Source organism: Tunturiibacter gelidiferens (assembly GCF_051013345.1).
Classification (GTDB): domain Bacteria; phylum Acidobacteriota; class Terriglobia; order Terriglobales; family Acidobacteriaceae; genus Edaphobacter; species Edaphobacter gelidiferens_A.
In genome coordinates this window covers 1,140,384-1,163,698 of sequence record NZ_CP132939.1, presented here as the reverse complement: position 1 = coordinate 1,163,698, position 23,315 = coordinate 1,140,384, and the positions used below count along the sequence as shown (strand labels likewise).

Sequence of the window (23,315 nt, the reverse complement as noted above, 5' to 3'; positions counted from 1 at the left end):
AACTAATCTGCCGGTTCAAGCCCTGGAGGGGTTCCAAAACCCAAGGGGAGAAAGGAGACGTTTTATGCGCTTAGCACTCGGTATCGCTTTTGGAATGATCGCCGTAGCACCGTTTTTCGGTCGGTGGAGGGCGAATGTGTGGTTGAAGAAGCATGTCCCCGCAGAACGCACCATGAAGAGTGTTCCAGAGATCGCTTAACTGAAGCACTAACGTAAAGAAAAACAGGACCGTTGCCCATAGGGGTGCGGTCCTTTCCTTTTGTGGGTATCTGCTGATTGATCGAAAGGACTTTGGCTTCGATCTTATTTTGAGACCAGGAAATGGCGGACAGTTGTTTAGCTATCCGCCGTTGCTGCGATCTTCGTAGTCGTTTGGAGGCCGCGGGATCTACGTCGCGGACGAACTCATCTCTCTCGTTTGGCCTGTCGGGAGATCATGACGACTTTGGAGATGTCGCTGGGAATCCGGGCAGGACTGGAAAGCATCGCTGTCCTGGTAAACCGCGGCGATCCCGTCCAGCCCGGGAGTCGAAACAGATCGAAGGGGTGAGCCGCAGGAGTTTTATCGTCGCTCTGTTCCGGAGAGTGATGGTCGCGGAGCTCGCCGAGAACGATGGAGCGCGTGGTGGCGCGTTCAGCGGGCGAACTCGATTCCCAGTAGAGGCGGAAGCCCTGACCGCAAACCGAACAGTGAATGTCCTGCCGGAACTCGGATCTTCTAAGTAAGACCTGCATGTTGTTGTCGTCCTGTGGGCAATTTCCCCGAATTTCTGGACACTCTCAAACATCCTTACCGTAGCGGCAGTGTCCGGACGAGTCCATAGCACCCTCGTGTGAGCGGTATGGTTCGGTAGTAACGCCCCCGGGTTTTGACCGACGGCGACGGGGTTCGTGTTCCATTCGCAAGCCGTCGCCTCGACGCGATTTGCAGCAACCATCTATTCTTGAAGATGTGAGCGAGCAGATAATCAGGATTCAGCTTCCGGACGGTTCAGTGCGCGAGGTTTCGCGCGGTACAACAGCGTATGACGTGGCAATGAGCATCTCGCCGCGACTGGCTGCAGCAGTGGTGGTGGCGCGCATTCGTCCGCTAACGCCGGCGACTACGGGAGTTGTTGAGACGGATGAGACCTCGGAAGCCGCGATGTATGGCAGCGCCGAGAGCGGCGAACGGTTGGTGGATCTGACCGCGCCCCTAACGGAAGATGTGGCGCTCGAATTGTTGAAGGAGAGCGACGAGGCTGCACTGAAGGTGGTACGTCACTCCGCCGCGCACGTGATGGCCACCGCAATTCTCGAGCTCTTTCCCGAGACCAAGCTCGGACATGGACCTGCGACAGACTCCGGCTTCTTCTATGATGTCTACCGCGAGACGCCATTCAGTGACGAGGATCTCGCCGCGATCGAGACGCGTATGGGCGCGGTCGTTGCGCGCGATGAGAAGTTTCTGCGCGAGGAAGAGTCGCGCGAGATGGGATTGAAGGACTACGCCGAGCACGGCGACTTCATGAAGGTCCACTTCATCGAGAAGTTTACGCAGTCGGGCGACGAGATCTCGCTTTATCGCAACGGCAAGTTTGTGGACTTCTGCCGCGGGCCTCATGTGCCATCAACAGGGCGTGTGAAAGCGTTCAAGGTGACCTCAGTCGCTGGAGCCTACTGGCTAGGCGATGAGAAGAATCAGCAACTGCAGCGCATCTATGGCACTGCGTTTTTCAACACGAAGGATCTCGACGCCCACTTCAAACGATTGGAGGAGATCAAGGCTCGCGACCACCGCGTGCTCGGCAAGCAGCTCGACCTGTTTTCCATCCAGGAGGTCGCGGGATCCGGTTTGATCTTCTGGCATGCGAAGGGCGGGCTCATCCGCAAGACGATGGAAGACTGGATGCGCGAAGAATGTATCCGTCGTGGTTACGATATGGTCTACACACCGCACATCATGCGGCGAGAGCTTTGGAAGATCTCCGGACATGAGGGTTTCTATTCGCAGAACATGTATCCGCCGATGGAGCTTGACGACGCGGAGTACAGGCTGAAGCCAATGAACTGTCCCGGCCACATACTCATCTACAAGAACTCGCCCAAGAGCTATCGCGATCTGCCAGTGCGATACGCGGAGCTTGGCAACGTGTATCGCTACGAGCGGTCGGGCACCATGCACGGGCTGCTGCGCGTACGAGGCTTCACCCAGGATGATGCGCACATCTTCTGTACGCCGGAGCAGGTCGTCGACGAGATTGAAGGCTGCCTCGACTTCGCCGAAGCGGTGCTCAAGACCTTCGGGTTTAGCGAATACCGGGTCGAGCTCTCGCTGCACGATCCGAAGAAGTCAGGAGAGTTTGTCGGCAATCCCGGCGACTGGGAGAAAGCCGAGTCCGCCCTCAAGGGTGTGTTGACCAAACGCGGCGTCGCGTTCAAGGCCATCCCCGGGGAGGGCGCGTTCTATGGCCCGAAGATCGATATCAAGCTCGTCGACGTCCTGGGACGGCTGTGGCAACTGTCGACCGTACAGTTCGACTTCAATCTGCCCGCGCGTTTTCAGTTGGAGTACAAGGGCGAAGACGGAGAGCTGCATCAACCCGTGATGGTGCATCGTGCGCTGTTCGGTTCGGTGGAGCGGTTCTTCGGTGTGCTGATCGAGCACTACGCCGGAGCATTTCCGCTGTGGCTCGCCCCGGTGCAGATCGGAATCGTACCCATCTCGGAGAAGCATGTGGAGTATGCCGTCGCGGTCAAGGCGAAGCTCGAGGCTGCAGGCCTGCGTGTCGAGGTCGACCAGCGGAATGAAAAGATGAACGCGAAGATCCGCGAGTTCACATTGCAGAAGGTGCCCTTCGTGCTGGTGATGGGCGACAAGGAAGCTTCTACGGAGGCCGTTAGTGTGAGGACACGCGGAAAGGGTGATGAAGGCAGTGTTGCGCTCACCGACTTTATCGAAAGAGCCAGGGGATTGGTCGCTTCCAAGTCGGTTGCACTTTAGTCTAAGTCGGTTGCGCTTTAATCCAAGTCGGCTGCACTCTAGCTCTGCGCGTGGAGGAGTTGACCATGGCTTCGCTCTCCGATCAGGACCGGGCAGCGGCGATTCTTATTCTCGATCAGTTGCGCGAGCGAATCGTTGCTGTCGCTGGAGAGGATCGCGAACGACTGTTTCAGATGCGACGATACATCCTGAAGCGTTTGGAGTTCGACGAGCGTGGGACGCCGACGCAGCGCCGCAAGCTGAAAGAGGCGAAGCGGAAGAGTCAGCTTGGGCTTTGCGCGTTGTGCCAAACAACGTTGCCGGAGCGTGGCGCAGAACTTGACCGTTTTCGTGCCATCGATGGGTATACTGCAAGAAACACCCAGCTGGTTTGCCATAGCTGCCATCAGAAGGCTGAAGCAGAACGCGGATTCGCATGATGTTGAGAACCTGTTTTCTGAGATCTCCATCACTGATGATCGAACAATAAAGTATCGATCGAGCAGGGCGAGGGTGTTCGCGAGGCCGCGGATCTGTTGACGGACAAAGGTTTAGATTGAGTCTGCAAGCTGAACAGCAGTACAATCGACAGGGGACCGATGTTTACGATTAGCGACAGTGTTCATATCAATGCTCCGATCGAGAGATGTTTCCAGCTTTCGACCAACATTGAGTTGGTGGGAAAAACACTGGGAATGAAGCCGATCGAAGGCAAGACCAGGGGAATGATCGCACCTGGAGACAAGCTGCTGTGGGCTGGATGGAAGTTCGGCTTTCCGCAGATGCATGAGGCCCTCATTACCCGATACGAATCGCCTGTGTTTTTTCAGGACACGATGGGTAGGGGACGTTTCAAACGGTTCCAACACGACCATCACCTCTTCTACATCGACGGACGCACCGTTCTGAACGACAAGATCCGGTTCACCCTTCCGCTTTCCTGGGTGGGTAGGCTCGTCGCCCGTACGATCCTTGTGCCTTACATCTCCCGGGTGCTTCGGCGCAGGATGAAGCTGCTGAAAAAGGTAGCCGAGAGTCAGGAGTGGCGAAAGTATCTTCCGGAAGAGACACGAGCGGACTAGCGCCGGTGCGCGATCTTCCGATCCCCGACACGACAAATCCCAGACACAAGAAATCCCGACACAACAAATTTAGTTTGCATCTCTTAACCACTTCGAGTGCAGGCGTTGCCCTGCGTGCATCTCACTTCTTCTGAGGTGTTTCGATGAGGGCCGTCGTCCTGCATGAGTACGGTGGACCGGATAAGTTGAAGTACGAAGTTGTTCCTGACCCGGTTGCCGGCAGGGGCGAGGTGCTGGTGAGAGTTGTCGCCACCAGTGTCAATCCGATCGACTACAAGATGCGGAGCGGCGAGGCGAAGGAGCACTTTCCGCTGGAGCTGCCGGCGATCATCGGGAGAGATCTCTCGGGGATCGTTCGCGAGGTAGGCGAACGCGTGAGCGGCTTTGCGCCCGGCGACAAGGTAATGGGGTTCGCGACAAAAACCTACGCCGAGTTGGCGGTAGTCAAGGCGACCGATCTCGCGCTCGTTCCGAAGAAGCTGGATCCCGTGCATGCGGCAGCGCTGCCTCTGGTGACCCTGACCGGGGAGCAGTTGATCACTCGCGGCACGAAGATTCAATCCGGCCAGACTGTGCTGGTCTCGGGCGCGGTTGGCGCCGTCGGCCGATCGGCGGTATGGGCCGCGAAGAAGGCCGGGGCGATCGTAATCGCGGGAGTAAGAAAGTCGCAGCTAAAACAGGCGGAGTCCTTGAAGGCCGACCACGTACTCGCGCTTGATGACTCGGCGGCGATGGACAGGCTCGGATTTATCGACGCGGTCGCGGACACGGTTGGCGGGGAGACCGCGAACAAACTCCTGGCGAAGGTGAAACCGGGGGTGTCTTCGCTTCGGTACTGGGGCCCCCGACAGATGCGAGGTTTCATCCCACGGTCAGGGTCCAGGCGGTTCAGGCTGTGCCAGACGCTAAAACACTGAGAACATTGGCCGAAGATCTGATTGCTGGGCGATTTGACATTCTAATCGACAGAATGGTGCCGCTAGCTGAGGCGGGCGAGGCACAGGCTGCTGCAGCAAAAGGTGGGATAGGAAAGATACTATTACTGGCGTAATCTATCTCTGTTACGCCAAGTACTGAAGAGTAAACGGTGACTGGGTCATGGAGACAGTTCGATTAGAGACCTGGATTGATGCACCGGTAGAACTGTGCTTTCTGCTGTCCTTGAGTATTGATCTTCATCTTGCGTCGGCGCGTTCTTCCCGAGAGAAGGCAGTAGAGGGGTGACGACGGGGTTGATCAGCGAGGGCGAGACAGTGACCTTTCGCGGCCGGCATCTCGGTTTGAAACTGCGGCACAAGACCCGCATCGAAGTTCTGCGGCCCTACTCGTACTTTCGCGATGTCATGGTTAAGGGTGTGTTCTCACACTTCGAACATGAACATCACTTCGCGGAAATGGATGACGGTACCCGGTTACGGGACGAGATTAGATTTACCGCTCCCTGGGGCGCGATAGGACGACTTGCTACGAGGATCCTGGTCAAGCGTCATCTTACAAAGTTTCTGATGGAGCGGAATGCCGGACTTAAGCAGGTGGCGGAGTCTGAGGACTGGCATCGTTACCTCGACGGTCAATCCGTGACGATCGCGGTGGCTCCCCAAGGAAATTCGATCAAGAAGAGATGGGAAGCCAGCAGTCTGCTGCCTCGTTCGCAGACTTAGCTCCCAATAAACGCATCGTTAGCGCCGACGGAAACTGTTGCGAATGGCGCGTGTACGGTCGGCCGTCGGGATCGGCTGCGCAGGAGCCGGGCCCTCTGGATAGAGAACCACAAAGCGTCTGGGGCCTTCGCCGGAGGAGGCCGTCGGCAATCCGGACTTCGTCAGGGCGAGGTGAAGCATCCGGCGCTCGCGCGAGGTCATAGGCGGGAACGAGAAGGGCCTGCCGGTGGCGCGAACCTGCTCGATGGCTGTCTCGGCAGCCAGATGAAGTTCCCGGTCGCGTCTGGCTTTGAAGCCTTCAGCGTCGAAGAAGATGAGGTCGTGTTCTTCGGGTTCGAGCCGGAGGATCTTGGCAGCGAGATGCTCGATCGCGTGGAGAAGCTCGCCGTTGCGGGCAAGTAGAAGCGGAGTATCTGCGCCGGTAAACTCGACGCAAATCAAGGGCGACGGATCGGATCCGGAAGCACCGGGTATGGCAGAGGAGTTCGCGCCGGTAGGAGTGTCGGCGTAGGGTTGCACGTGGCCGTTGCAGGCAAGGATGTGAGACTGCAAATCGAGACTTCCTGTATCTGTTAAGACTTTCAGGAAGTCCGCGATCTTCTTCACAGCACGGCCCTGATCCATCAGGGGGTTCGTCATTTTCTTAAGACCGATTTCGAGGGAATGAAGTTTCAACCCTTTGTTATTTGATTCTCTCAAAGTATTACTGCTTTGGGGGCTGCACTGCCCGACGAAGGCTCGTTTATCGCACCAAACCCTATCGCTTTCCCGAAATGGTCGTCGGGGTCCCTGCCTTCCGGCGGGCTCGTTTGGCGGCGATCTCACGCATCTCCCGCCCGAGGCTGGTGCGGTTCATCACGGATTGCTGCACAATGCTGATCAGGTTTCCGATTGTCCAGTAAAGAGCGAGACCCGAGGCGTAGTTCCAGGTCATATAGCCCGAGACTGCCGGCATCATGAACGCCATCATCTTCTGCTGCTGCGGATCGACGCCGGGCGACGGCGTGTAGAACTGCACCAGGAACTGGCTCACGATCATCACGATCGGCAGGATGTGGTACGGGTCTGCGCTGGAAAGATCCGGCAGCCAGAACCAGTGCGCCTGCCGTAGCTCCACCACTTTGGGCAGCATGCTGAAGAAGGCGAAGAGCAGCGGCATCTGGATCAACGTCGGAATACAGCCCCCGAACATGTTCACCCCGTTATCCTTCTGCAGCTTCATAATCTCGACGTTCATCTCATTGCGCTTCGGATCGGTCGCCTTGTACTTCTTGTAGCGCTCCTTGATGGCGTCCATCTGCGGCTGAATGCGCTGCATCTTCAGGCCGCTCTGCATCGTCTTCACGCGCAGCGGCAGAATCAGCAGGTTGATCAACACCGTCAGCAGCACGATCGACCAGCCCCAGTTCGGCGCAATGTGGGCGTGGATGAACTGCAGCGAGAGAAAGAGATACTTGCCGATGGGTCCGAAGAAGCCGAAGTCCAGCAGCGGCTCCAGCGAAATAGTATTGCCGGTCGCGTGGATGCCGCGCAAAACGTTCACTGCCTTAGGGCCAACATACACGCGGGTCTGAGTGTGGCCACTCGTGTCCCCAAGCGCAGCGCCCAGAACCGGCACCTCAATCGCTCCCTTAGCCGGTGCGCCCGATCCAAGCCCCGTACGCCGAATCGTCTTTGCAACGTCCAGCTGGTTATGCAACATCGCCACAGTCGCGGTGTCCGGCGAATCCGGCAGGAAGATCGCTGCAAAGTAAGTGTCGCTCGTCCCGGCCCAGTCGAACGGCCCATTCAGAGTCTCGCCGCCCGATACCTTCTTCGCGGCCAGGTGCTGCTCTTTCGCGTTCTGTGCGTAATCAAGCTGCGCCCCCGCATAGGCGGATGCATTGTCCTGATCGCCGAAGCCGCCCGGCCAGTTGATCAGCGCGCGAACCGGAGCGCCGTTGCGCGTCACCTCGACATCGGCGTGCAGCACATAGGTCTCGTCAAACGAGAACGTCTTGCGAACCGTTGTCGCGCCGTCCGAATAGTTGAATGTCAAACTCGCAGGAGCGGCCAGCGCCCCGCTAGCCGACGGCACATACAGTGCCTTACTCAAGCTCGCCGTCAACGCAGCATCGTAGGTATACAGCGACAGCGGATATCCGAACTGCTGCGCAGCCTGCGTATGAACGAGATTCAGCGGCTTGCCGTCCGAATCCTTGTACTTCTTCAAAATCCAGCTCGACACCTGACCGCCGCGGTTGGTGAAGGTGATGCGGTAGAGCTCATTTTCGACCGTGGTGGTCGCCTCAGCAGGGGCCTGCACCGTCGGAACCCCGGAGGCCGCAGGAGCAGCTGCGGTTGAATCTGTCACTGCAGGGGAAGCCGGAGACTGCGCCGGCGCTTGCGTTCCGCCAACAGCAGCTGCGCTCTGGCTAACGTTGGGTGAGGCCGTCTGCGGATTATTTTTCGCGCGGAAGTACTGCAGGCCAAAGAAGACGGTGACCAGGACGAGCATCATGACGAGGAGCGATTTATTGTCGCCGCCGCCCTGTTGATTGGGGTTTTTGAACTCTGCCAAAAGAGACTTCCTATTCTTTGCTAAACGTAAGGCCGCCTCCGCAGACTTTGGAGACGCTACCTCTATGATAAATGGTCTGTGGAAATAGGTGCAGCCACTGCAGCCTTCGAGCTTTCCAGAGGCACCGGATCAAGCCCGCCCTTCGCAAAGGGGTGGCACCTGCCCACCCGCCGCAGCGCCAGCCACGACCCCTTGACGACACCGAAGCGAACCAGCGCAACATAGGCATACTCCGAACAGGTCGGAAGGTAGAGGCACTGGCTCGGACTGAAGGCATGAAGCACCGGCGACACGATCGCTTTATAGAAGCCGTAGGCCACGCGAACACCGAAACCAGGCTGAGAGTCCTTCATCGGTCTCAGAGCGACGCAGCAGACGTCTGCCTGCTCGCACGATCCCTGGGCTGCCGTTCAGCCGCCTTCTGAATAGCGCGGAAGACGATGGCAACCTCGCGCTCTAAGGTCGAAAAGTCGAGATCCATGACGCTGCGGCGCGGATGCAGAATCACATCGACCGGTGTGTTCAGGGTTGCAAGATTCTTGCGGACGGCCTCGCGCATGCGGCGCTTGATTCGGTTCCGGTCAACTGCCTTTCCCATCACCTTGCCCACCGTCAGGCCCACCCGCGGACTCGACGCGTCCGCGTCCCGCACCGGAGTTCCATCGGCCCCAAGCTGAGGGCGGAGTGTAAAGAAGTAGCTCATCTGTTTCGAAAACTGTTTGCGGCTGGCCTTATACACGCGCTGATAGTCGGCGTGTTTGCGCAGGCGGAAGATCGAATTTTGATTCGCGGTCATTGGCATACGGGCAGACGGCCTGCTGTCTCTATCGTAACCCTCCTCGCAACGCGAGGGCCAAGCGAAGCAGTACACAAGTCACGAAGTGACCGCCCCACGCGCAGTGGGCCCGCCCGGCAGGACATTGCCTGAAAAAATAGTTAGAAAACGTGGCTTCCCTGCCTCTCCTGCGCCATCAGGCAGTGCCAATACCGTCTGCTCACGCAAAGAAGCCCGCCTTTTCCCGGCGGGCCTCTCGAGGAAACGATCACCTCTGCGTCCATTCAAAACGCTAACTATTTCTTTTTGCCCGAGGTGCTGTCTCCACTCTTCACGTTTGTCTCTTGACCTGGTTTCTTGGTCGTTGTGCTGGGCTGGTTGCTGCCCTGCGAAGGATTATTCCCCTGGTTTCCCTGGTTTGGCTGATTCATATTCTGTGCCATAACGATTGTCTCCTTTGCCGGCCCTCGACCACTATCTCGGTGTTGCCGACACTCATTAAGAGACCTGTCGCAGCCGGAATGGTTGCCCCAAACAGATGCCTTACGTCCTGGTAGACGTTGGTTTAGCCTAGGCAATCCACCCGCAGGGGGAAACTCATTTCGAATCTGAACGATGAAGCTCGAATGCCGAGCGGGTGGCTATTAAAGGCAAACACCATCGAACGAGAGCCATAGCTCTCCCCGATGGTCTTTGGGAACCCCAGATACTTCTTTCGGATTTTCTATCGCTTACGATTTCCGGAGGAACCAGAAAGCGCCGTGAAGACGTTGACTGGCTAATTCGCTCTAAGCAAAAACTAGTCGCGGAAGCCGGCGCTGACGGCGATCTTATGACGGCCCTTGGCACGGCGGCGGTTGAGGACAGCGGCGCCAGCCTTGGTCTTCATGCGGGAAAGAAAGCCGTGGGTCTTGGCGCGGTGGCGACGGTTAGGTTGAAAAGTACGCTTCGGCATGACAAAAAACTCCTGCGCAGGGTAGAACACCTGCTCAAACTTCTAGGCTGTTGCAACAATCTCTGAGTATACCCGATAGGACGGGATTTTCACAGCCCCTTCCACTGCGTCCTTTGTGCCACAGAAGAATCTTAAACCCCAGTTCAAAGAGCAAGCCAAACCGAATAAGATGACCACTGCGAAAGAAAGCACAATGAAACAATCGAACAACTCTGATCCCACAACGCCAACCGCACGAGTATCAAGAGGGTCAAATGAAGTTTATGAAGGATTGGACGAATGAGTCTTTCCCAACTCGTGATTTCTTCTCGCCAAAGCGATATCGAAAACACCATCGATGAATTCACGCGACACCCTCCAGGAGAAGAACTGTCGCTACGAACAGGGGAAGAAATGCTTAGTCGCAGCGTATTTTTTCGTCAGTAAAGACACTGAATTTCACTTCTTCACTGGTAATGGTGCAACTTCCTTTTTTGATGGGAACCACTGAAAAACACCATCTTTTCCGTGCTACTATCGAACCCGATTCGCAACACGTTTTTCTGCACGTCCAGCCGTCCCGCACTCTGCTTCACGTTGAACTACTCCTCTCCGCGGCCAAGGTTGCAACGGGTGCTCAGCGGAGAGAATTCTGGCAACACAGGGGCCGTCTTTACCTGTCCTCAGGGGCAGGGATGGACTTCTATTTGCCACTTATCGTGTGAACCCGCACGACTGAAAGAAGTGCCACGTCTGGTTTTGAACAGGAAACAAGACAAGGAAACAAAGAATGTCATTCGTTCCGACGGCTACCGCCGTATTGAATTATTGGGTTCGTATTCTGGCTGCGCTCGAGAAGAAGATCAACCGCCAGTCTTACGAGACTTGGCTTAAGCCGACACGGTTCTCACATCTTGAGGGCAAAAAGCTCTTCGTGCGAATTCCCTCCACGGACTTTCAGCACATCGGCGACCGTTACGCCGACCTCATTCAGGAAGCTATCGACAATCTCGGACTCGACGTCGAGTCCGTTTCGTTCACCACGCCCGAGCAGGACCCACGCGCGCCCAAGGTACGCGAGGACGGCGGCTTTGCGCCTGTGCCGAGCCACAGCCAGAACGCGCCCAGGCAGCGCCTCGGTGGATCGACAAACTCAGTAACAGGGCCGACGCCCGAGCAGGCGCGATTCGACTGGAGCGCAGCCTCCCAGCTCAACCCCCGCTACCAGTTCGACGCCTTCGTCATCGGAAGCGGCAATCAGTTTGCATCAGCAGCGGCACAGGCCGTGGCAGAACGGCCTTCGAAGGCCTACAACCCGCTCTTTCTCTACGGCGGCGTCGGTATGGGCAAGACCCACCTGATGCATGCCATCGGCCACGACGTGAAACGTCGCCAGCCGCACGCCTCCATCAGCTACGTCAGCGGCGAAAAGTTCACCAACGAGATGATCAACTCGGTCCGCTACGACAAGATGACCGGATTCCGCGACAAGTTCCGCAATGTCGATGTGTTGCTGATTGACGACATTCAGTTTCTCGCCGGCAAGGAGCGAACGCAGGAGGAGTTCTTCCATACGTTCAACACCCTGCACGAGAGCATGAAGCAGATCGTCATTGCAAGCGACCGGCCTCCGAAAGAACTCGCCGACTTTGAGGATCGTCTGCGTTCGCGCTTCGAGTGGGGTTTGATCGCTGACATTCAGCCGCCGGATCTCGAAACGAAAGTCGCGATTCTGCAGAAGAAGGCAGAGAGCGAACAGACGCAGCTCCCCACCGACGTAGCGATGTTTATCGCCTCGAATGTGCGGACCAACGTGCGTGAGCTTGAGGGCGCGCTGGTGCGTCTGATCGCCTGGTGCAGCATGCATGGCGTCGAGATCACTCTCGCAGTCACGCAGCAGTGCCTGAAGCAGTTCATTGACACTCAGGTTCGCAAGATCACGATTGAGACGATTCAGCGCACCGTAGCGGAGCAGTTCGGCATGCGCGTCGCGGAGTTGAAGCAGAAGAACAACTCACGTCAGATCGTGGTGCCGCGGCAGATTGCCATGTTCCTGGCCAAGCAGTTGACCGAGGCTTCCCTTCCCGAAATCGGACGGCAGTTTGGCGGCAAGCACCACACAACCGTGATGCACTCGATCTCGAAGATCGACGAACAGCGCCGTGCGGACAAGGACCTGAACCGCACCATCAACAAGCTGATGGAGACGCTAAGCTAAAACCCCTGAAAGACTGTCCTGCCGGACGGGCCCACTGCGCGGAGCGCGGTCACTTCGTGACGTGTGTACCGGTCTCGGCAGGATAAGCAGCATCGGTCCTCCCCTTGGTCGGAATCATCTTCCCTCCGAGCAACGCGAGCACCACGCGAAGCAGTACACAAGTCACGAAGTGACCGCCCCACGCGCAGTGGGCCCGTCCGGCAGGACATTGCCTGAAAAAATAGTTCGAAAACGTGGCGCATTTTTAGCAGCTCGAAAACACGCTCCTAACCCACCATGTTTACCATGCAAAATACCACGTCTTCACCACCAAAACACCACCACAAAAATACCATTTTCTCCAAAAACCCCAATCAAAACACCCCTCCACCAGCGCCAGAAAAAATCTACTTCGGAAGATACTTCGCAGGGATCGGATTGGCAGGAGATTCAGAGTCCCAGAAGATGTTGACGATCCAGTACCGGTCCCCGTCCTTGAGCAACTGAAGGCTATTAATCCCTCGAGTAAAAGGAGTGGGATCATCCGCGTTGTGGCGCGACTCGTAAGTGCTCCAAACCTGAACAATATTGCCGAACTGCTCAATTTCATTATGAATGGAGCGCTCGAAGAATCCATTGGCCGTCATCCGTCCCTGACTGCGCGCGATGTAGCTGTCAATGGTAAGTACAACCGCATCACTACGCCCGCTGGTGGATGAGGTAGTCGCAGGAATAAGGCGCGCATCAGGGATAAAGAGCGAGCGCATACGGTCCCAGTCGCGTGTCTGGCCTTTAGCGCCGGAGATCACGCTGTAGACAGCGTTGAGGATCGCTTCAGGTGATTTCACGTCCTCAGGTTTCGCCTGCGGCCAGTCGGCTCTCGTCGCGATGGAACCGATCAAGGTGGGAGGAGCAGGTGGCTGCGCTGGGGCGGAAGGTGCCTGCGCGTGCGCGAGGGTTGCGAGAGATAGGGACAGCAGAGTAGCAACGATTCGGTTCGCCGGCTTCACGGAAGCTCCTTAAGTAACAGAGCTACTTTACTAAGGTCAGAGACATTCTGGTTAATCAAGAATGAGGCTGCTGCGCGCTGGAGGACGAAGGCATAGCCTGTGGAGCATGCTAAAGACCTTTCTTTTCTTTGGAAGTGAGGCGGGGACAATGCTGAATGCGTTCCCGTCTTTTTCGTCACCAAGTGATGTAGACTCCTTTGCGAATCCATTGGGGGCTGCTGATCTGCTGCATCATGAAGTCGGCTACGTCCTCGCGAGAGATGCGGCTGCCGTTTGGGGGCAAGGCGTCGCCGTCGATGCGATAGACGCTACGGCCGTGCGTGTTGGTGAGCATGGGAGGCATCACCATGGTCCAGTCGAGGCTGCTGTGGGAGAGGTTGTTCCATTGTGAGATCTGCGACGCCACGGGCCACTTGAGGAAGGTGTTGTACACGATGTTCTGGACGATCCAGCGACGCCAGGCTGGCTGCTTGTCGAGCGAGGTGGGGAGCGCGCCGGCGGAGCCAAGAACGATGATGCGGCGAACCGGTTTTGCCTGAGTATCGGTGTCCTGCATCGCAGCGATGATCTGCGGGATGGCGCGCTCGAGGACATCTTCCTTCTTGAGGGACTTTGCGCCAAGCGCCGACAGGACCACGTCGGCGCCCGCGATGGTTTGACGCACCGGGGCAGGGTCGAAGGCGCTCCCTCGGATGATCTTGAAATTCAGGTGCACCTGAGAGCCGGGAGACGCGGGACTCGTGAAGAGGAAGTGGGAAGGCGGGGTGGACCGGAACAGTGCTGTGACCTCGTAGCCGGCGCGGATGCAGCGTTGGGCCAGGAGTTTTCCGGTGGCACCACTGGCTCCGAAGAGAGCGATCTTCATGCGGGCTCCTTTTGGATTCGGGACTGATTATCCTCCTGATTGAGATGAAGGTGTGTAAAAAGGGGTTGGGGTAACTGCATGATTCTGTTTTATTTGTTGAATATTCCCACGGTTGGGGATGAGTCTTCTCGCAAGTTGAAAAGTGTGGCTGTGAAGAAGTGGGATAAGAGGGCCGTTGATGAGACGATCGGGCCTAGTCTTCCTAGACGTACGCTTCGGGTGGGCCGGTTTTCTAAAACAGGACACCAACGTAAACATTTATTTATGAATTTGATGGGAAGGAAATCCACTTTTCAAGTGACAACGGTTACTGCTACTAGTCTTTCTTCTCTTTTCTCTTGTTTCTTAGAAGCAGTCACGGGCAATGAAGGAGGTTCTGGCTGGTTTCGACATCGCACACAACGACCTTGGTTTCCACAAAGAAATCTCGCGCTGGAGGCGCCTTCACCCCTAAAATCAAGCAGACGTTGAACGGCCGAGATGCATCGTGGGTTCGATTCGGTGTACAGTTTGGCCAGCAGCAACCAACGAGATGGAGAGACAACTGTGACCATTGCGACCCAGGAGCCCGAGATGACTTTGCCGACCGAGACGAGCGCAGCGCCAGCCCCAACCGGCAACCTCGAGATCACCGTCTCCCGCGCTGAGTTGTTGCGAGAGTTGACCGCTGCCCAGAGCGTGGTCGAGCGAAAGACAACGATTCCGATCCTGTCGAACTTTCTGTTCGAGGCGACGCAGAGCGAGGGCGGCGACCGGTTGACAATTACCGCGACGGATCTTGATCAAAGTCTGCGGACGAGCTGCGCAGCCAAGGTGAAGAAGGCGGGTGCCTGCACGATTCCAGCGCGGAAGCTGTACGACTACATCAAGCTGCTGCCTGAAGGTGAGATCTCGATCAAGCTGATGGACAACCACTGGGTGCAGATCCGGGCGGGACGGTCGAACACGAAGATGGTGGGGATGGCGCGGGCGAACTTTCCGCAGGTTCCGGAGTTCCCTGCCAGTGGCGCGGTGAAGATCTCGGTTCCTTCTCTGAAGAACATGGTTTCGAAGACGATCTTCGCTATCTCGAACGAAGAGTCTCGTTACACGCTGAATGGTGCGCTTCTGGTACTGAAGGCGGAGAGCATGGCGATGGTCGCGACGGATGGACATCGGCTGGCGCATATTGAGAAGCTAGGAGAGACGCTGGATGGCGTGTCGGGCGAGAAGAAGACGCTGATTCCCCGCAAGGCGCTGAGTGAACTCTCCTCTCTGCTGGGCTCGACCGAAGCTGAGACGCTGGAGTTTGGCGATGACGATCAGACCCTGTTCTTCCGGGTTGGCGGGCGTGTGCTAACCAGCCGCAAGCTGACCGGACAGTTTCCTAACTATGAGGCGGTGCTACCTCGGGACAACAACAAGTTTGTGATCGTTCGTTGCGAAGATCTGATGGGGTCGATACAGCGCGTGGCGCAGTTTGCGGATGAGCGAAGTGGCGCGATCAAGATACGGCTGGAGCAGAATGAGTTGAAGCTCTCGTCTTCGAGCACAGATGCTGGTGAGTCGGAAGATACCATCGAGACACCCTATAATTACGATCCACTGGTAGTGGGGTTTAACAGCCAATATCTTATCGATTTTTTGAAGGCGATTGGCAACACGGGCGAGGTGCGCCTGGAGTTCAAGGATGCCCAGAGCGCCGGGCAGATGCGGCCCGAAGATGCGAATGAGGATGTGAAGTACAGATACATCCTGATGCCCATGAGAATCTGATCTGAGGCGGTTTGAAGAAGAAGTGTCGAATAAGGGATAATTTGGCGCACGCGCCATTTTTGGTACCTACCAAAAGTTGTAAAATGAAACAAACCCATAATTTAGCCAAATGGCCAGCTTATGGGTTATTTTTTGCCCCACTGAGCGACGTATTCGGCAAATTAGGTTTGCGAATTGAAGGTGTTCGTGAACGTGTCGGTTGACCCTTCCGAAACTCTGGGCCACGTTATGGTCTATTAGAGAGGTTTCGGCCAACTTATGGTCTCAGAGGTTCTTTGCGCGGGCATTGAAAGCTAGAGAGTTATATTGGCCAGATTTTGGGTTGTTTTTCAAAGACGACGAAAAGAAATAAGCATAGCTTTGCCGAATAGCTGGCTATGTCTATTCGCAAAGTTCTACACACCAAATGTTAAGTGATTTTCAAATTCTATTTCGTGTTGATTGACGTCGATGGACTTGCTTCAATTTACCGGCGTTGCATTGTGCTGATCGAGCGTTACGGAGTTTGGGCCGGGCTTAAGCTGGATGGCCTGTTCCCAAATAAGAGCTTGATTGTTATAGCGGGTAGAGATCATCAGGTAGTAGGTTCCCGGAGCCACGCCGGGTAGGGTTCCGGTGCCGTTGGCGTCGGCGCGGACGGCTGAAGCAGCATCAGCCTTGACAGCGTCCAGGATCTTTTGACAGTCCGGCGTTCTATTAGGACCACAAGCATTGGCCACATATTTGTAGGGCGACATTCCTGCGGGGACTGAGACGCCGCCTTTTGCGAGTGCGTTTGCGTAGCTGTCGCGCAAAAGAACGTAAGGGCGTCCGGCGAGAGAATTAGGAGTGCCGGGTTGCGCAGGAAGCCCGGAGGCTATCGACAGAGTGGCGTTGCCGAGAGGCGCGGCTGGAGTTGAAACGCCGCCGCCGCCGTTGGCGGTCCCTGTTGGCGGAGCCGCTGGCCCCGGGCTTCCTCTGGCTACAAGCGCCGCTGCAGAGCCGCCGTCAGAGGGGATGGTCTTGCTTGGGGTCAGGACAGCGAGGTCGCAAGTCTGCTCCATCGGGGCGAAGGTGAAGTCGCCATCGTCGTTCTGGCCGGTGACGATGCGTCCGTGGACCAGATAGGGGCCCGAGCCTGGGTCCAGGGAGCCGTTGGGGCCGAAGGTGAGGGTAAGGGGTGGTCTGAGGCTGCGACACGGATGACTGCGGGGGTTCCGTCGGCAACGACGGTGTAGGGATAGGCGCGGGCAGAGTCGGGACCACAGCCGAGGATGACGGATTCGGGGAAGAACTGGGCGCTGAAGCCGGTGGAGGCCGCGAAGATACCGTGCATGCGAATGCCGGGAGGTGTCGGGGGGCCTTTATCTCCGTCATTGAACATGGATTTGAGGAGGTTTGTTTGCATCGTCTGCACGCCAACCCCTGCGCCCTTAGAAGAGAGGTTGATGGCGGGGCAGGTGGCGCGCTTGGGGACGAAGTTGGTGTAGCCGGGTGTGGATGCCCCGGGGACGTAGGTGCTGCTGGTGTGGGTAGTGGCGGCGTCGTATTGGCCGTTGCCCTGATAGGTGAGCTGGGATTGGCCGTAGTTGCCGGCCTGGCTCTGATTGACGGTTTCGTGGGTGGTGGTTTGGGAGGTTTCGGTGTGGCCGGGGAGGAGCTACCAGGACTGTAGCCGCCGGCGACTACGCCATCGATGGTGACGGGGCCGGGCGGCCCGGTGATGGTTTCAGTGCCGTGGAGGCTGAGGACGAGAGGCTTGGGCCTGGTGTTGATGGTGAGGACAGCGCGGCCGCCTTTGAAGTCGAGGGAGTAGGCCTCTTGATTGGGCGAGAGGAAGGAGCAGCTGACGAGGACGCCGCCGTCGATGAAGTCGAGACGCCAATGACCGGGACCCTCGAAGACGCCAGCCATTTCAGGGCCGGGAGCGGGTTCTTTGGTGGCCGAGGGCAGAACTTGAGAGATCATCTGGCCGAAGGCTCCGAGAAGAGAGTTGCCGGTACAGGTAGCGGGAAGGCGTCCGGAGCTGACGCAGCGGCGCATGGCGCGCTCCTCGGCGTTTTTGGGGGGCGGATTTGCTGCTGCGAGGCGTTGGCTCCTGCGGGTTGAGCTCTGTTGAAGTTGGGCTGGGGGTTGGCTTTCTGAACGTTGGCGTTGTAGATCTCCTGCTGTCTTTTCTGAAAGGCCTGCGCGGCGGCGAGTTCCTTGGCGGTGGGCTGCTGACAGGTGGGAAGTCGCTTCTTGAGTGAGCCGCGGGTCTCGCTGGTGATGGCTGCGATGCCGGTGGGGCCGACGTGATCAGGATGCTCGACCATACAGGTGGCGGTGTCGGAGAGATCGCGTATGTTGCAGCCTTCTATGTAAATGTGCTCGCCGTTGCAGACATAGGTCACGTGGAGCTGGATGTCCTGCGCGGCCGCGGTGGCGAAGGGACCAAGTAGTGTCGCAGTGCACAGTTTCAGGGTGAGGCGGGCGGCTTTGCCATGGCGGCTTAAAGGGTGTGAGATCATCTTGAACCCCCTGAATTTCGAAGTTTACGCAACCTCCGATGGCCCTCAGAGGATTCGCTTGAGATAAGCGAGAGCCTGGATTCGAGTACTGCTCTGTGAAGGGAAGTCGATAGTAGAACTTTTTGAGGGGAAACAGCAAGCGACAGCAAACGTAATATAGGTTTATGAGTTCAACCGATGCTCTCGCGAACGTGCCGCCCGCAAACTCCTGCTCCGCCTGCCCGTCCGTTCGTTTCAGCTTCGAAAACACCTATGCGCGGTTGCCAGAGCGCTTCTATACGCGGGTAGACCCTACCCCTGTTCATTCCCCGCACCTGGTCGAGGTAAACGTGGACCTGGCCCGGAAGCTTGGGCTGGATCCTGATACTCTGACGACCCCGGAAGGTGTCGAGATATTTGCCGGCAACCGCTTGGCTGAAGGATCCGAGCCTCTGGCGATGGCCTATGCCGGGCATCAGTTCGGATATTTTGTGCCTCAGCTAGGTGACGGCCGCGCTAATCTGCTGGGAGAGCTGGTGGGGCATGACGGCATACGCTACGACATCCAACTCAAGGGCTCGGGCCCGACGCCCTACTCCCGGCGCGGCGACGGCAGAGCCGCTCTCGGTCCGGTCTTGCGTGAGTACATCCTGAGCGAGGCCATGGCGGCGCTGAACGTGCCGACCACGCGGGCACTTGCTGCGGTGACTACGGGCGAACAGGTGCTGCGCGAAGAAGTCATGCCTGGAGCCGTGCTGACTCGCGTGGCGGCGAGCCACCTCCGTGTGGGCACCTTCCAGTACTTCGCTGCACGGGGTGACACGGAAGGGACACGCACACTTGCGGATTATGCGATCGCGCGGCACTATCCTGAGGCCGCAAAAACGAAGCAACCATACCGAGCGCTGCTGAACGGAGTGATTAGCCGGCAAGCGCAGCTGGTCGCACAATGGATGCTCCTCGGTTTCATCCATGGAGTCATGAACACCGATAACACTTCTATCTCGGGCGAGACCATCGACTACGGACCTTGCGCTTTTATGGAGGCTTACGATCCGGCCATGGTGTTCAGCTCGATCGACCATCAGGGACGCTATGCCTACGGCAACCAGCCCCACGCCGCACACTGGAACCTGACCCGGCTGGCCGAGACTTTACTGCCCATTTTGGAGCAGGAGGCGGGAAACGAGGCGAACGCGCTCGCTTCGGCCAAAGAGGCGCTCGCTGACTTCGTTCCGCAGTACGAGACGGCTCGCGTTGCCGGTCTGCGTCGTAGGCTGGGCCTGTTTACAGAGAGCGACGGAGATGCCGCGCTGGCACAGGATCTACTGGATCGCATGGCCGCCAACCGCGCAGACTTCACCCTTACCTTTCGACGACTATGCGATGACGTGGACGTGCCAGAAGGCGGAGAGGGAGTACGCACGTTGTTCGATGAGCCAAGCTCCTTTGATGAGTGGGCTGGAGGATGGCGTCAGCGCCTGGGACAGGAGCCTCTCCCCGCACCGGTCCGTGCTGCGGCCATGCGATTGGCAAGTCCGGCATTCATCCCGCGCAACCACTTGGTCGAGGCCGCGTTGAACGCAGCCGTGGAGCGGCAGGACTTTCAGGCATTCGAGGAACTGTTGGACGCTGTGTCACGGCCATACGAAAACAGGCCAGACCTGGAAAGGTATGCCACCCCAGCCCGCCCTGAGGAACTCGTCAGGCAAACTTTCTGCGGAACCTGAGCGACGGATAGCGATCGCCACAGCTGCAAAATTTAGAATCTGTTGCCGTGAACTAGCCTCATTAGGCTTTTTCATTTACAAAGTCTACGGCGTCTTCTCCAGACGTTTTGAAGAGAAAACCTCATCAGGAAATGCATGCGACGTTCCATCAGGTCTCTTTTCTCTGCGGGCGTGTGAGTGTGTTCAGCTCTTCTGGAGTTGAGCGTATGCGCGTTTCAGCACCGCGGCCGAGGCTTCGAGAGACTTCTGTTCGACTTCGTTGAGGCGTAATTCGAGGACAGTCTCGACACCGCAGTTGCCTACTATGCAAGGCGTGCTGAGTGAGACTTCCTTGAGGCCGTACTGGCCGGTCATCATGGTTGAGACCATGAGAACAGAGCGCTCGTCTCGAAGGATAGCCTCGCAGATGCGCGTGACGCAGGCGGCGATAGCGAAGCAGGTGTTGCCTTTGAGTGCGGCGACCTCCGGTCCGGCGTGGCGGACACTGATCAGAAGTTCTTCCTGAGATGGCAGCGTGTCGACGCCAGGATATAGAGCGAGTGGGATGCCAGCGACTTGAGCGGCACTCCACACCGCGACCGAAGAGTCTCCGTGTTCGCCGATTACGGCCGCATGAACAGAGCGTGCATCGACGTTGAGCTTCTCACCCAGGATGTGGCGGAGGCGCTCTGTGTCTAGTAGCGTGCCGGTGCCTATAACCTGGCCAACTGGCAATCCCGACTCTGTTTGAGCAATGTAGGTGAGGACGTCGAGCGGGTTCGTTGCGATAAGGAGCACGCCATCGAACCCCTCTGCCATGAGTTTGCTCATGCAGCTTCGAACGATGATGGCGTTGCCTGCCAGCATGTCGAGTCGCGAACCGCTGAACTTCCCTGGCGTGCCTACGGTGATGATCGCGATGGAGCTTGCGGCGGCATCCTTGTAAGTGCCAGCGAAGATCGTCACCGGAGTGCCGAGCGGGACGGCTTGCTGGAGGTCGAGAGCTTCGCCGTGTACGAGGTTTTCGGTGTCACCGATGAGGACGATCTCGCGTGCGAGGTGGTTTTGCAGCAGGGCGTAGGCACAACTGGTTCCGACGTGACCGCAGCCGATGACGGTGATGCGTGTGCGTTGAGAGGGCATGGGCCTCCTTTGCGACGAATGCTGTGATCGAACTCGATGGTGCGAATTTTATCGCACGCCGATCACTGGCGCAGTTCAACTTCGGTGGCTCCCTGTCCGCCTTGATTCTGCGGTGGTTCGGTGACGGTAGTGACGTGGGGATGATTGCGAAGATATTCGCGTAGGGTTCGACGGAGTACACCCATGCCAGTTCCGTGCACGATGCGAATGCGCGGCAGGCCGGCGAGGAAGGCGCGGTCGAGGAAGCGTTCTACCTCTGTCTGCGCTTCGTCTGCGGTGCGGCCGATGACGTTGATCTCGGAGGTCATGTAGTCGGTGTCGTTGTTGGCTGTGGCGACGGTGATGCCTCCGCGTTTGCGCGCGGCTTCGAGCGGCGTGACTACCTTGACCGACTCGACCTCCGCGATGTCATCTATGGCGGCGCGCATCTTCATCGGGCCCATGGACACTTCGAAGTTTTTTGCGTCGATGATCCGGTCTACCCTTGCCTGACGCCCGAGAGACTTGAGTTTTACGAGATCGCCGACCTTGATGCCCTTGGGAAGATGGGGTTGAGCGGCTGGGTCGTTCTTGTCAGCGCGCGTTGTGTGGGCGACGACGGTGGAGTTGAACTGTTCGGAGAACTCGCGACGGAGTGTGGCCATGCGGCGGTCGGAGTCGCGAGCGATCTTTTGGGCAAGAGTCTTGTCGTCAATGGCTTTTACAGTTTCGCGGAGTTGGTAGGCGAAGTCTTCGAGGAGAGAGCTGAGTTTGGCCTCGAGCTCTCTGGTGCGGGCCTTTTGTTCGACCCGGCCTTCGACTTCGACGCGAGCCTTTTCGCGGGACAGCTCGCGTTCGCGAAGCTGCATGGTTTCGCGCTCGGCCGCAGCTGCGGTGAGCTGGTCGTGGAGTTGGTCGAGGAAGGCGCCGATGTCAGCGGTCTGCGTGGTCATCTGGGCGCGGGCTGCGGTGATGATGTCGGGCGCGAGGCCGAGTCGTGCTGCGATGTTGAGCCCCGCAGAGGCTCCTGGTACGCCGAGGCGCAGTTCGTAAGTAGGGGTGAGGGTCTGTTGATCGAAACCGACGGCTGCGTTGAGCACTCCGGCGTGGTTGGCGGCGTAGACCTTCAGGGAAGTGAGGTGGGTCGTGATGCAACACCATGTATTGCGCTTGAGGAAGTGGCTTGCGATGGCGACCGCGAGCGCCGCACCTTCTTCGGGGTCCGTGGCCGAGCCCAGTTCGTCGAGCAGGACGAGCGAGTCTGAGGTCGCTTCCCGGGAGATGCGATCGAGATTGACGACGTGAGCGGAAAAGCTGGAGAGATTGCGCTCGATGGATTGGGCGTCGCCTATGTCGGCGTAGATGCTCTGGAAGAGTGGGAGCTTTCCTTCTTCTGCGGGGACGGGGATGCCTGCCTGGGCCATCAGCGAGAGAAGGCCCAGGGTTTTGAGAGAGACTGTTTTTCCTCCGGTGTTGGGGCCGCTGATGATGAGCTGCTTGGCTTCGGGAGGAAGAATGATGGTGAGGGGAACCGGTGTCCTGGGTTCGGTGCCTGTAGCCAAGGCGTTAGCGCGCATGCGAAGCTCCAGCAGAGGATGGCGAGCGGCTGTAAGTGCCAGCTCCTGCGTGAACATTGGGCGGGAGCAGTTGAGGGTCTCGGCGAAACGAGCGCGCGCATGGTGAGATTCGACCTCGGCAAGAATGCACGCGCCGAGGTGGATTGCTGCGGAGTTTTGTCCGAGAGCGTGCGTCATCGCGACGAGGATGCGGTGTATCTCCGACTGCTCTTCGTCAAGGAGCCGAACGAGTTCGTTGTTCTGCTCGATGGTCTCGAGTGGTTCGACGAAGACGGTCTGGCCGGAGGAGGACGAGCCGTGAATGACGCCGGGGACTTTTCGCTTGAATTCGGATTTGACGGGGATGACGAAGCGGTCGCCGCGGATGGTTATGAGATCTTCCTGCGTGCTGCCCCTTCGCTGAGGCTTTGCAGAGATCTGCGGAGACTTGCTTCGATGGCGCGGTGCTGGCGCTCCATGGCGCGTCGGAGGCGGTTGAGTTCGGGCGATGCGTCGTCGTTGAGGCTGCCGTCGGGCTCGATCTTGCCGCGCAGGAGGCGAAGGAGTGGAGCGAGGTCGTAGTCGAGCAAAGGCGCCGAGAGTGCGGCGATTCCTGGCCACTCGTAGCGGGTCCCATTTGGAGGTGGGTCGATGAGGTT

24 protein-coding genes are annotated in these 23,315 nt (G+C 57.8%); 10 read left to right on the top strand and 14 right to left on the bottom strand.

Annotated elements, in window-relative coordinates:
* The first annotated feature begins 64 nt into the window (after nucleotides 1–64).
* Complete coding sequence (locus tag RBB80_RS05690; RefSeq protein ID WP_433967291.1) at nucleotides 65–199, top strand: hypothetical protein; 135 nt, start codon at nucleotides 65–67, stop codon at nucleotides 197–199.
* A 206-nt stretch (nucleotides 200–405) separates the two neighbouring features.
* On the opposite strand, the gene RBB80_RS05685 is transcribed toward RBB80_RS05690, so the two are convergent.
* On the bottom strand, nucleotides 406–735 hold the full coding sequence (locus RBB80_RS05685; protein ID WP_433967290.1) for a hypothetical protein: 330 nt from the start codon (nucleotides 733–735) through the stop codon (nucleotides 406–408).
* A gap of 217 nt (nucleotides 736–952) precedes the next feature.
* On the opposite strand from RBB80_RS05685, the gene thrS reads away from it, so the two are divergent.
* From thrS to RBB80_RS05660, 5 genes are all read left to right on the top strand, one after another.
* Nucleotides 953–2,983: a threonine--tRNA ligase gene (gene thrS / locus RBB80_RS05680; RefSeq protein ID WP_433967289.1), complete on the top strand. Its 2,031-nt coding sequence runs from the start codon at nucleotides 953–955 to the stop codon at nucleotides 2,981–2,983.
* A 65-nt stretch (nucleotides 2,984–3,048) separates the two neighbouring features.
* Nucleotides 3,049–3,402: a hypothetical protein gene (locus RBB80_RS05675; protein WP_433967288.1), complete on the top strand. Its 354-nt coding sequence runs from the start codon at nucleotides 3,049–3,051 to the stop codon at nucleotides 3,400–3,402.
* A gap of 159 nt (nucleotides 3,403–3,561) precedes the next feature.
* Nucleotides 3,562–4,044: an SRPBCC family protein gene (locus tag RBB80_RS05670; RefSeq protein ID WP_433967287.1), complete on the top strand. Its 483-nt coding sequence runs from the start codon at nucleotides 3,562–3,564 to the stop codon at nucleotides 4,042–4,044.
* Between the two features lie 143 nt (nucleotides 4,045–4,187).
* On the top strand, nucleotides 4,188–4,961 hold the full coding sequence (locus RBB80_RS05665) for an NADP-dependent oxidoreductase (protein WP_433967286.1): 774 nt from the start codon (nucleotides 4,188–4,190) through the stop codon (nucleotides 4,959–4,961).
* A 303-nt stretch (nucleotides 4,962–5,264) separates the two neighbouring features.
* A complete protein-coding gene (locus RBB80_RS05660) occupies nucleotides 5,265–5,705 on the top strand; it encodes an SRPBCC family protein (RefSeq protein ID WP_433967285.1) in 441 nt (146 codons plus the stop codon).
* Between the two features lie 18 nt (nucleotides 5,706–5,723).
* Here the strand turns inward: RBB80_RS05660 and RBB80_RS05655 are convergent, their stop codons facing one another.
* The 6 genes from RBB80_RS05655 to rpmH all read right to left on the bottom strand — a co-directional run bounded on the left by RBB80_RS05655 (nucleotide 5,724) and on the right by rpmH (nucleotide 9,995).
* Nucleotides 5,724–6,344, bottom strand: a complete 621-nt coding sequence (locus RBB80_RS05655; RefSeq protein WP_433967284.1) for a protein jag — start codon at nucleotides 6,342–6,344, stop codon at nucleotides 5,724–5,726.
* Nucleotides 6,345–6,462: 118 nt separating this feature from the next.
* Nucleotides 6,463–8,265: a membrane protein insertase YidC gene (gene yidC, locus RBB80_RS05650; RefSeq protein WP_433967283.1), complete on the bottom strand. Its 1,803-nt coding sequence runs from the start codon at nucleotides 8,263–8,265 to the stop codon at nucleotides 6,463–6,465.
* Between the two features lie 62 nt (nucleotides 8,266–8,327).
* Nucleotides 8,328–8,618 carry a membrane protein insertion efficiency factor YidD gene (gene yidD, locus RBB80_RS05645; protein WP_433967282.1) on the bottom strand — a complete coding sequence of 97 codons (291 nt, stop codon included), beginning with the start codon at nucleotides 8,616–8,618 and terminating at the stop codon, nucleotides 8,328–8,330.
* Nucleotides 8,619–8,623: 5 nt separating this feature from the next.
* Nucleotides 8,624–9,067 carry a ribonuclease P protein component gene (gene rnpA, locus RBB80_RS05640; protein ID WP_433967281.1) on the bottom strand — a complete coding sequence of 148 codons (444 nt, stop codon included), beginning with the start codon at nucleotides 9,065–9,067 and terminating at the stop codon, nucleotides 8,624–8,626.
* A 269-nt stretch (nucleotides 9,068–9,336) separates the two neighbouring features.
* The gene (locus RBB80_RS05635; RefSeq protein WP_433967280.1) at nucleotides 9,337–9,483 is read right to left on the bottom strand and encodes a hypothetical protein; all 147 of its coding nucleotides are present in this window, start codon (nucleotides 9,481–9,483) and stop codon (nucleotides 9,337–9,339) included.
* A gap of 356 nt (nucleotides 9,484–9,839) precedes the next feature.
* Nucleotides 9,840–9,995, bottom strand: a complete 156-nt coding sequence (gene rpmH / locus RBB80_RS05630; RefSeq protein ID WP_089406876.1) for a 50S ribosomal protein L34 — start codon at nucleotides 9,993–9,995, stop codon at nucleotides 9,840–9,842.
* A 769-nt stretch (nucleotides 9,996–10,764) separates the two neighbouring features.
* Here rpmH and dnaA point away from each other — a divergent pair.
* Nucleotides 10,765–12,192 carry a chromosomal replication initiator protein DnaA gene (gene dnaA / locus RBB80_RS05625; protein ID WP_433967279.1) on the top strand — a complete coding sequence of 476 codons (1,428 nt, stop codon included), beginning with the start codon at nucleotides 10,765–10,767 and terminating at the stop codon, nucleotides 12,190–12,192.
* A 386-nt stretch (nucleotides 12,193–12,578) separates the two neighbouring features.
* Here the strand turns inward: dnaA and RBB80_RS05620 are convergent, their stop codons facing one another.
* Nucleotides 12,579–13,181: a hypothetical protein gene (locus RBB80_RS05620; protein ID WP_433967278.1), complete on the bottom strand. Its 603-nt coding sequence runs from the start codon at nucleotides 13,179–13,181 to the stop codon at nucleotides 12,579–12,581.
* Nucleotides 13,182–13,356: 175 nt separating this feature from the next.
* On the bottom strand, nucleotides 13,357–14,046 hold the full coding sequence (locus RBB80_RS05615) for an NAD(P)-dependent oxidoreductase (protein WP_433967277.1): 690 nt from the start codon (nucleotides 14,044–14,046) through the stop codon (nucleotides 13,357–13,359).
* Between the two features lie 573 nt (nucleotides 14,047–14,619).
* Here RBB80_RS05615 and dnaN point away from each other — a divergent pair.
* Entirely contained in the window at nucleotides 14,620–15,801 is a 1,182-nt protein-coding gene (gene dnaN, locus RBB80_RS05610) for a DNA polymerase III subunit beta (RefSeq protein WP_179583232.1), read from the top strand.
* Between the two features lie 461 nt (nucleotides 15,802–16,262).
* Here the strand turns inward: dnaN and RBB80_RS05605 are convergent, their stop codons facing one another.
* Both RBB80_RS05605 and RBB80_RS05600 read right to left on the bottom strand, forming a co-directional pair.
* Entirely contained in the window at nucleotides 16,263–16,844 is a 582-nt protein-coding gene (locus RBB80_RS05605; protein WP_433967276.1) for a hypothetical protein, read from the bottom strand.
* Nucleotides 16,814–17,188, bottom strand: a complete 375-nt coding sequence (locus RBB80_RS05600) for a hypothetical protein (RefSeq protein WP_433967275.1) — start codon at nucleotides 17,186–17,188, stop codon at nucleotides 16,814–16,816. The genes RBB80_RS05605 and RBB80_RS05600 overlap by 31 nt, the downstream gene beginning before the upstream one ends.
* Between RBB80_RS05600 and RBB80_RS05595 the strand changes: the two genes are divergently transcribed.
* Complete coding sequence (locus RBB80_RS05595; RefSeq protein WP_433967274.1) at nucleotides 17,183–17,455, top strand: hypothetical protein; 273 nt, start codon at nucleotides 17,183–17,185, stop codon at nucleotides 17,453–17,455. The genes RBB80_RS05600 and RBB80_RS05595 overlap by 6 nt on opposite strands.
* A 289-nt stretch (nucleotides 17,456–17,744) precedes the next feature.
* Here RBB80_RS05595 and RBB80_RS05590 read toward each other — a convergent pair whose 3' ends face one another.
* Nucleotides 17,745–18,290: a hypothetical protein gene (locus tag RBB80_RS05590; RefSeq protein ID WP_433967273.1), complete on the bottom strand. Its 546-nt coding sequence runs from the start codon at nucleotides 18,288–18,290 to the stop codon at nucleotides 17,745–17,747.
* A 164-nt stretch (nucleotides 18,291–18,454) separates the two neighbouring features.
* Between RBB80_RS05590 and RBB80_RS05585 the strand changes: the two genes are divergently transcribed.
* Nucleotides 18,455–19,999, top strand: coding sequence for a protein adenylyltransferase SelO (locus RBB80_RS05585; protein WP_433967272.1), 1,545 nt, complete (start codon nucleotides 18,455–18,457; stop codon nucleotides 19,997–19,999).
* 183 nt (nucleotides 20,000–20,182) lie between these two features.
* Here RBB80_RS05585 and RBB80_RS05580 read toward each other — a convergent pair whose 3' ends face one another.
* Nucleotides 20,183–21,121 (bottom strand): L-lactate dehydrogenase, encoded by a 939-nt coding sequence (locus tag RBB80_RS05580; RefSeq protein WP_433967271.1) that lies wholly within the window; start codon nucleotides 21,119–21,121, stop codon nucleotides 20,183–20,185.
* Nucleotides 21,122–21,183: 62 nt separating this feature from the next.
* Nucleotides 21,184–23,277, bottom strand: a complete 2,094-nt coding sequence (locus RBB80_RS05575) for an endonuclease MutS2 (protein WP_433969515.1) — start codon at nucleotides 23,275–23,277, stop codon at nucleotides 21,184–21,186.
* Nucleotides 23,278–23,315: the final 38 nt, after the last annotated feature.

Excerpts from the sequence above, each read along its gene's own strand:
- RBB80_RS05690 (WP_433967291.1), top strand. The coding sequence starts at position 65 with ATGCGCTTAGCACTCGGTATCGCTTTTGGAATGATCGCCGTAGCACCG.
- RBB80_RS05685 (WP_433967290.1), bottom strand. The coding sequence starts at position 735 with ATGCAGGTCTTACTTAGAAGATCCGAGTTCCGGCAGGACATTCACTGT.
- RBB80_RS05675 (WP_433967288.1), top strand. The coding sequence starts at position 3,049 with ATGGCTTCGCTCTCCGATCAGGACCGGGCAGCGGCGATTCTTATTCTC.
- RBB80_RS05670 (WP_433967287.1), top strand. The coding sequence starts at position 3,562 with ATGTTTACGATTAGCGACAGTGTTCATATCAATGCTCCGATCGAGAGA.
- RBB80_RS05665 (WP_433967286.1), top strand. The coding sequence starts at position 4,188 with ATGAGGGCCGTCGTCCTGCATGAGTACGGTGGACCGGATAAGTTGAAG.
- RBB80_RS05655 (WP_433967284.1), bottom strand. The coding sequence starts at position 6,344 with ATGACGAACCCCCTGATGGATCAGGGCCGTGCTGTGAAGAAGATCGCG.
- yidD (WP_433967282.1), bottom strand. The coding sequence starts at position 8,618 with ATGAAGGACTCTCAGCCTGGTTTCGGTGTTCGCGTGGCCTACGGCTTC.
- rnpA (WP_433967281.1), bottom strand. The coding sequence starts at position 9,067 with ATGCCAATGACCGCGAATCAAAATTCGATCTTCCGCCTGCGCAAACAC.
- RBB80_RS05635 (WP_433967280.1), bottom strand. The coding sequence starts at position 9,483 with ATGGCACAGAATATGAATCAGCCAAACCAGGGAAACCAGGGGAATAAT.
- rpmH (WP_089406876.1), bottom strand. The coding sequence starts at position 9,995 with ATGCCGAAGCGTACTTTTCAACCTAACCGTCGCCACCGCGCCAAGACC.
- dnaA (WP_433967279.1), top strand. The coding sequence starts at position 10,765 with ATGTCATTCGTTCCGACGGCTACCGCCGTATTGAATTATTGGGTTCGT.
- RBB80_RS05615 (WP_433967277.1), bottom strand. The coding sequence starts at position 14,046 with ATGAAGATCGCTCTCTTCGGAGCCAGTGGTGCCACCGGAAAACTCCTG.
- dnaN (WP_179583232.1), top strand. The coding sequence starts at position 14,620 with ATGACTTTGCCGACCGAGACGAGCGCAGCGCCAGCCCCAACCGGCAAC.
- RBB80_RS05605 (WP_433967276.1), bottom strand. The coding sequence starts at position 16,844 with ATGGAGCAGACTTGCGACCTCGCTGTCCTGACCCCAAGCAAGACCATC.
- RBB80_RS05600 (WP_433967275.1), bottom strand. The coding sequence starts at position 17,188 with ATGCAAACAAACCTCCTCAAATCCATGTTCAATGACGGAGATAAAGGC.
- RBB80_RS05590 (WP_433967273.1), bottom strand. The coding sequence starts at position 18,290 with ATGATCTCACACCCTTTAAGCCGCCATGGCAAAGCCGCCCGCCTCACC.
- RBB80_RS05585 (WP_433967272.1), top strand. The coding sequence starts at position 18,455 with ATGAGTTCAACCGATGCTCTCGCGAACGTGCCGCCCGCAAACTCCTGC.
- RBB80_RS05580 (WP_433967271.1), bottom strand. The coding sequence starts at position 21,121 with ATGCCCTCTCAACGCACACGCATCACCGTCATCGGCTGCGGTCACGTC.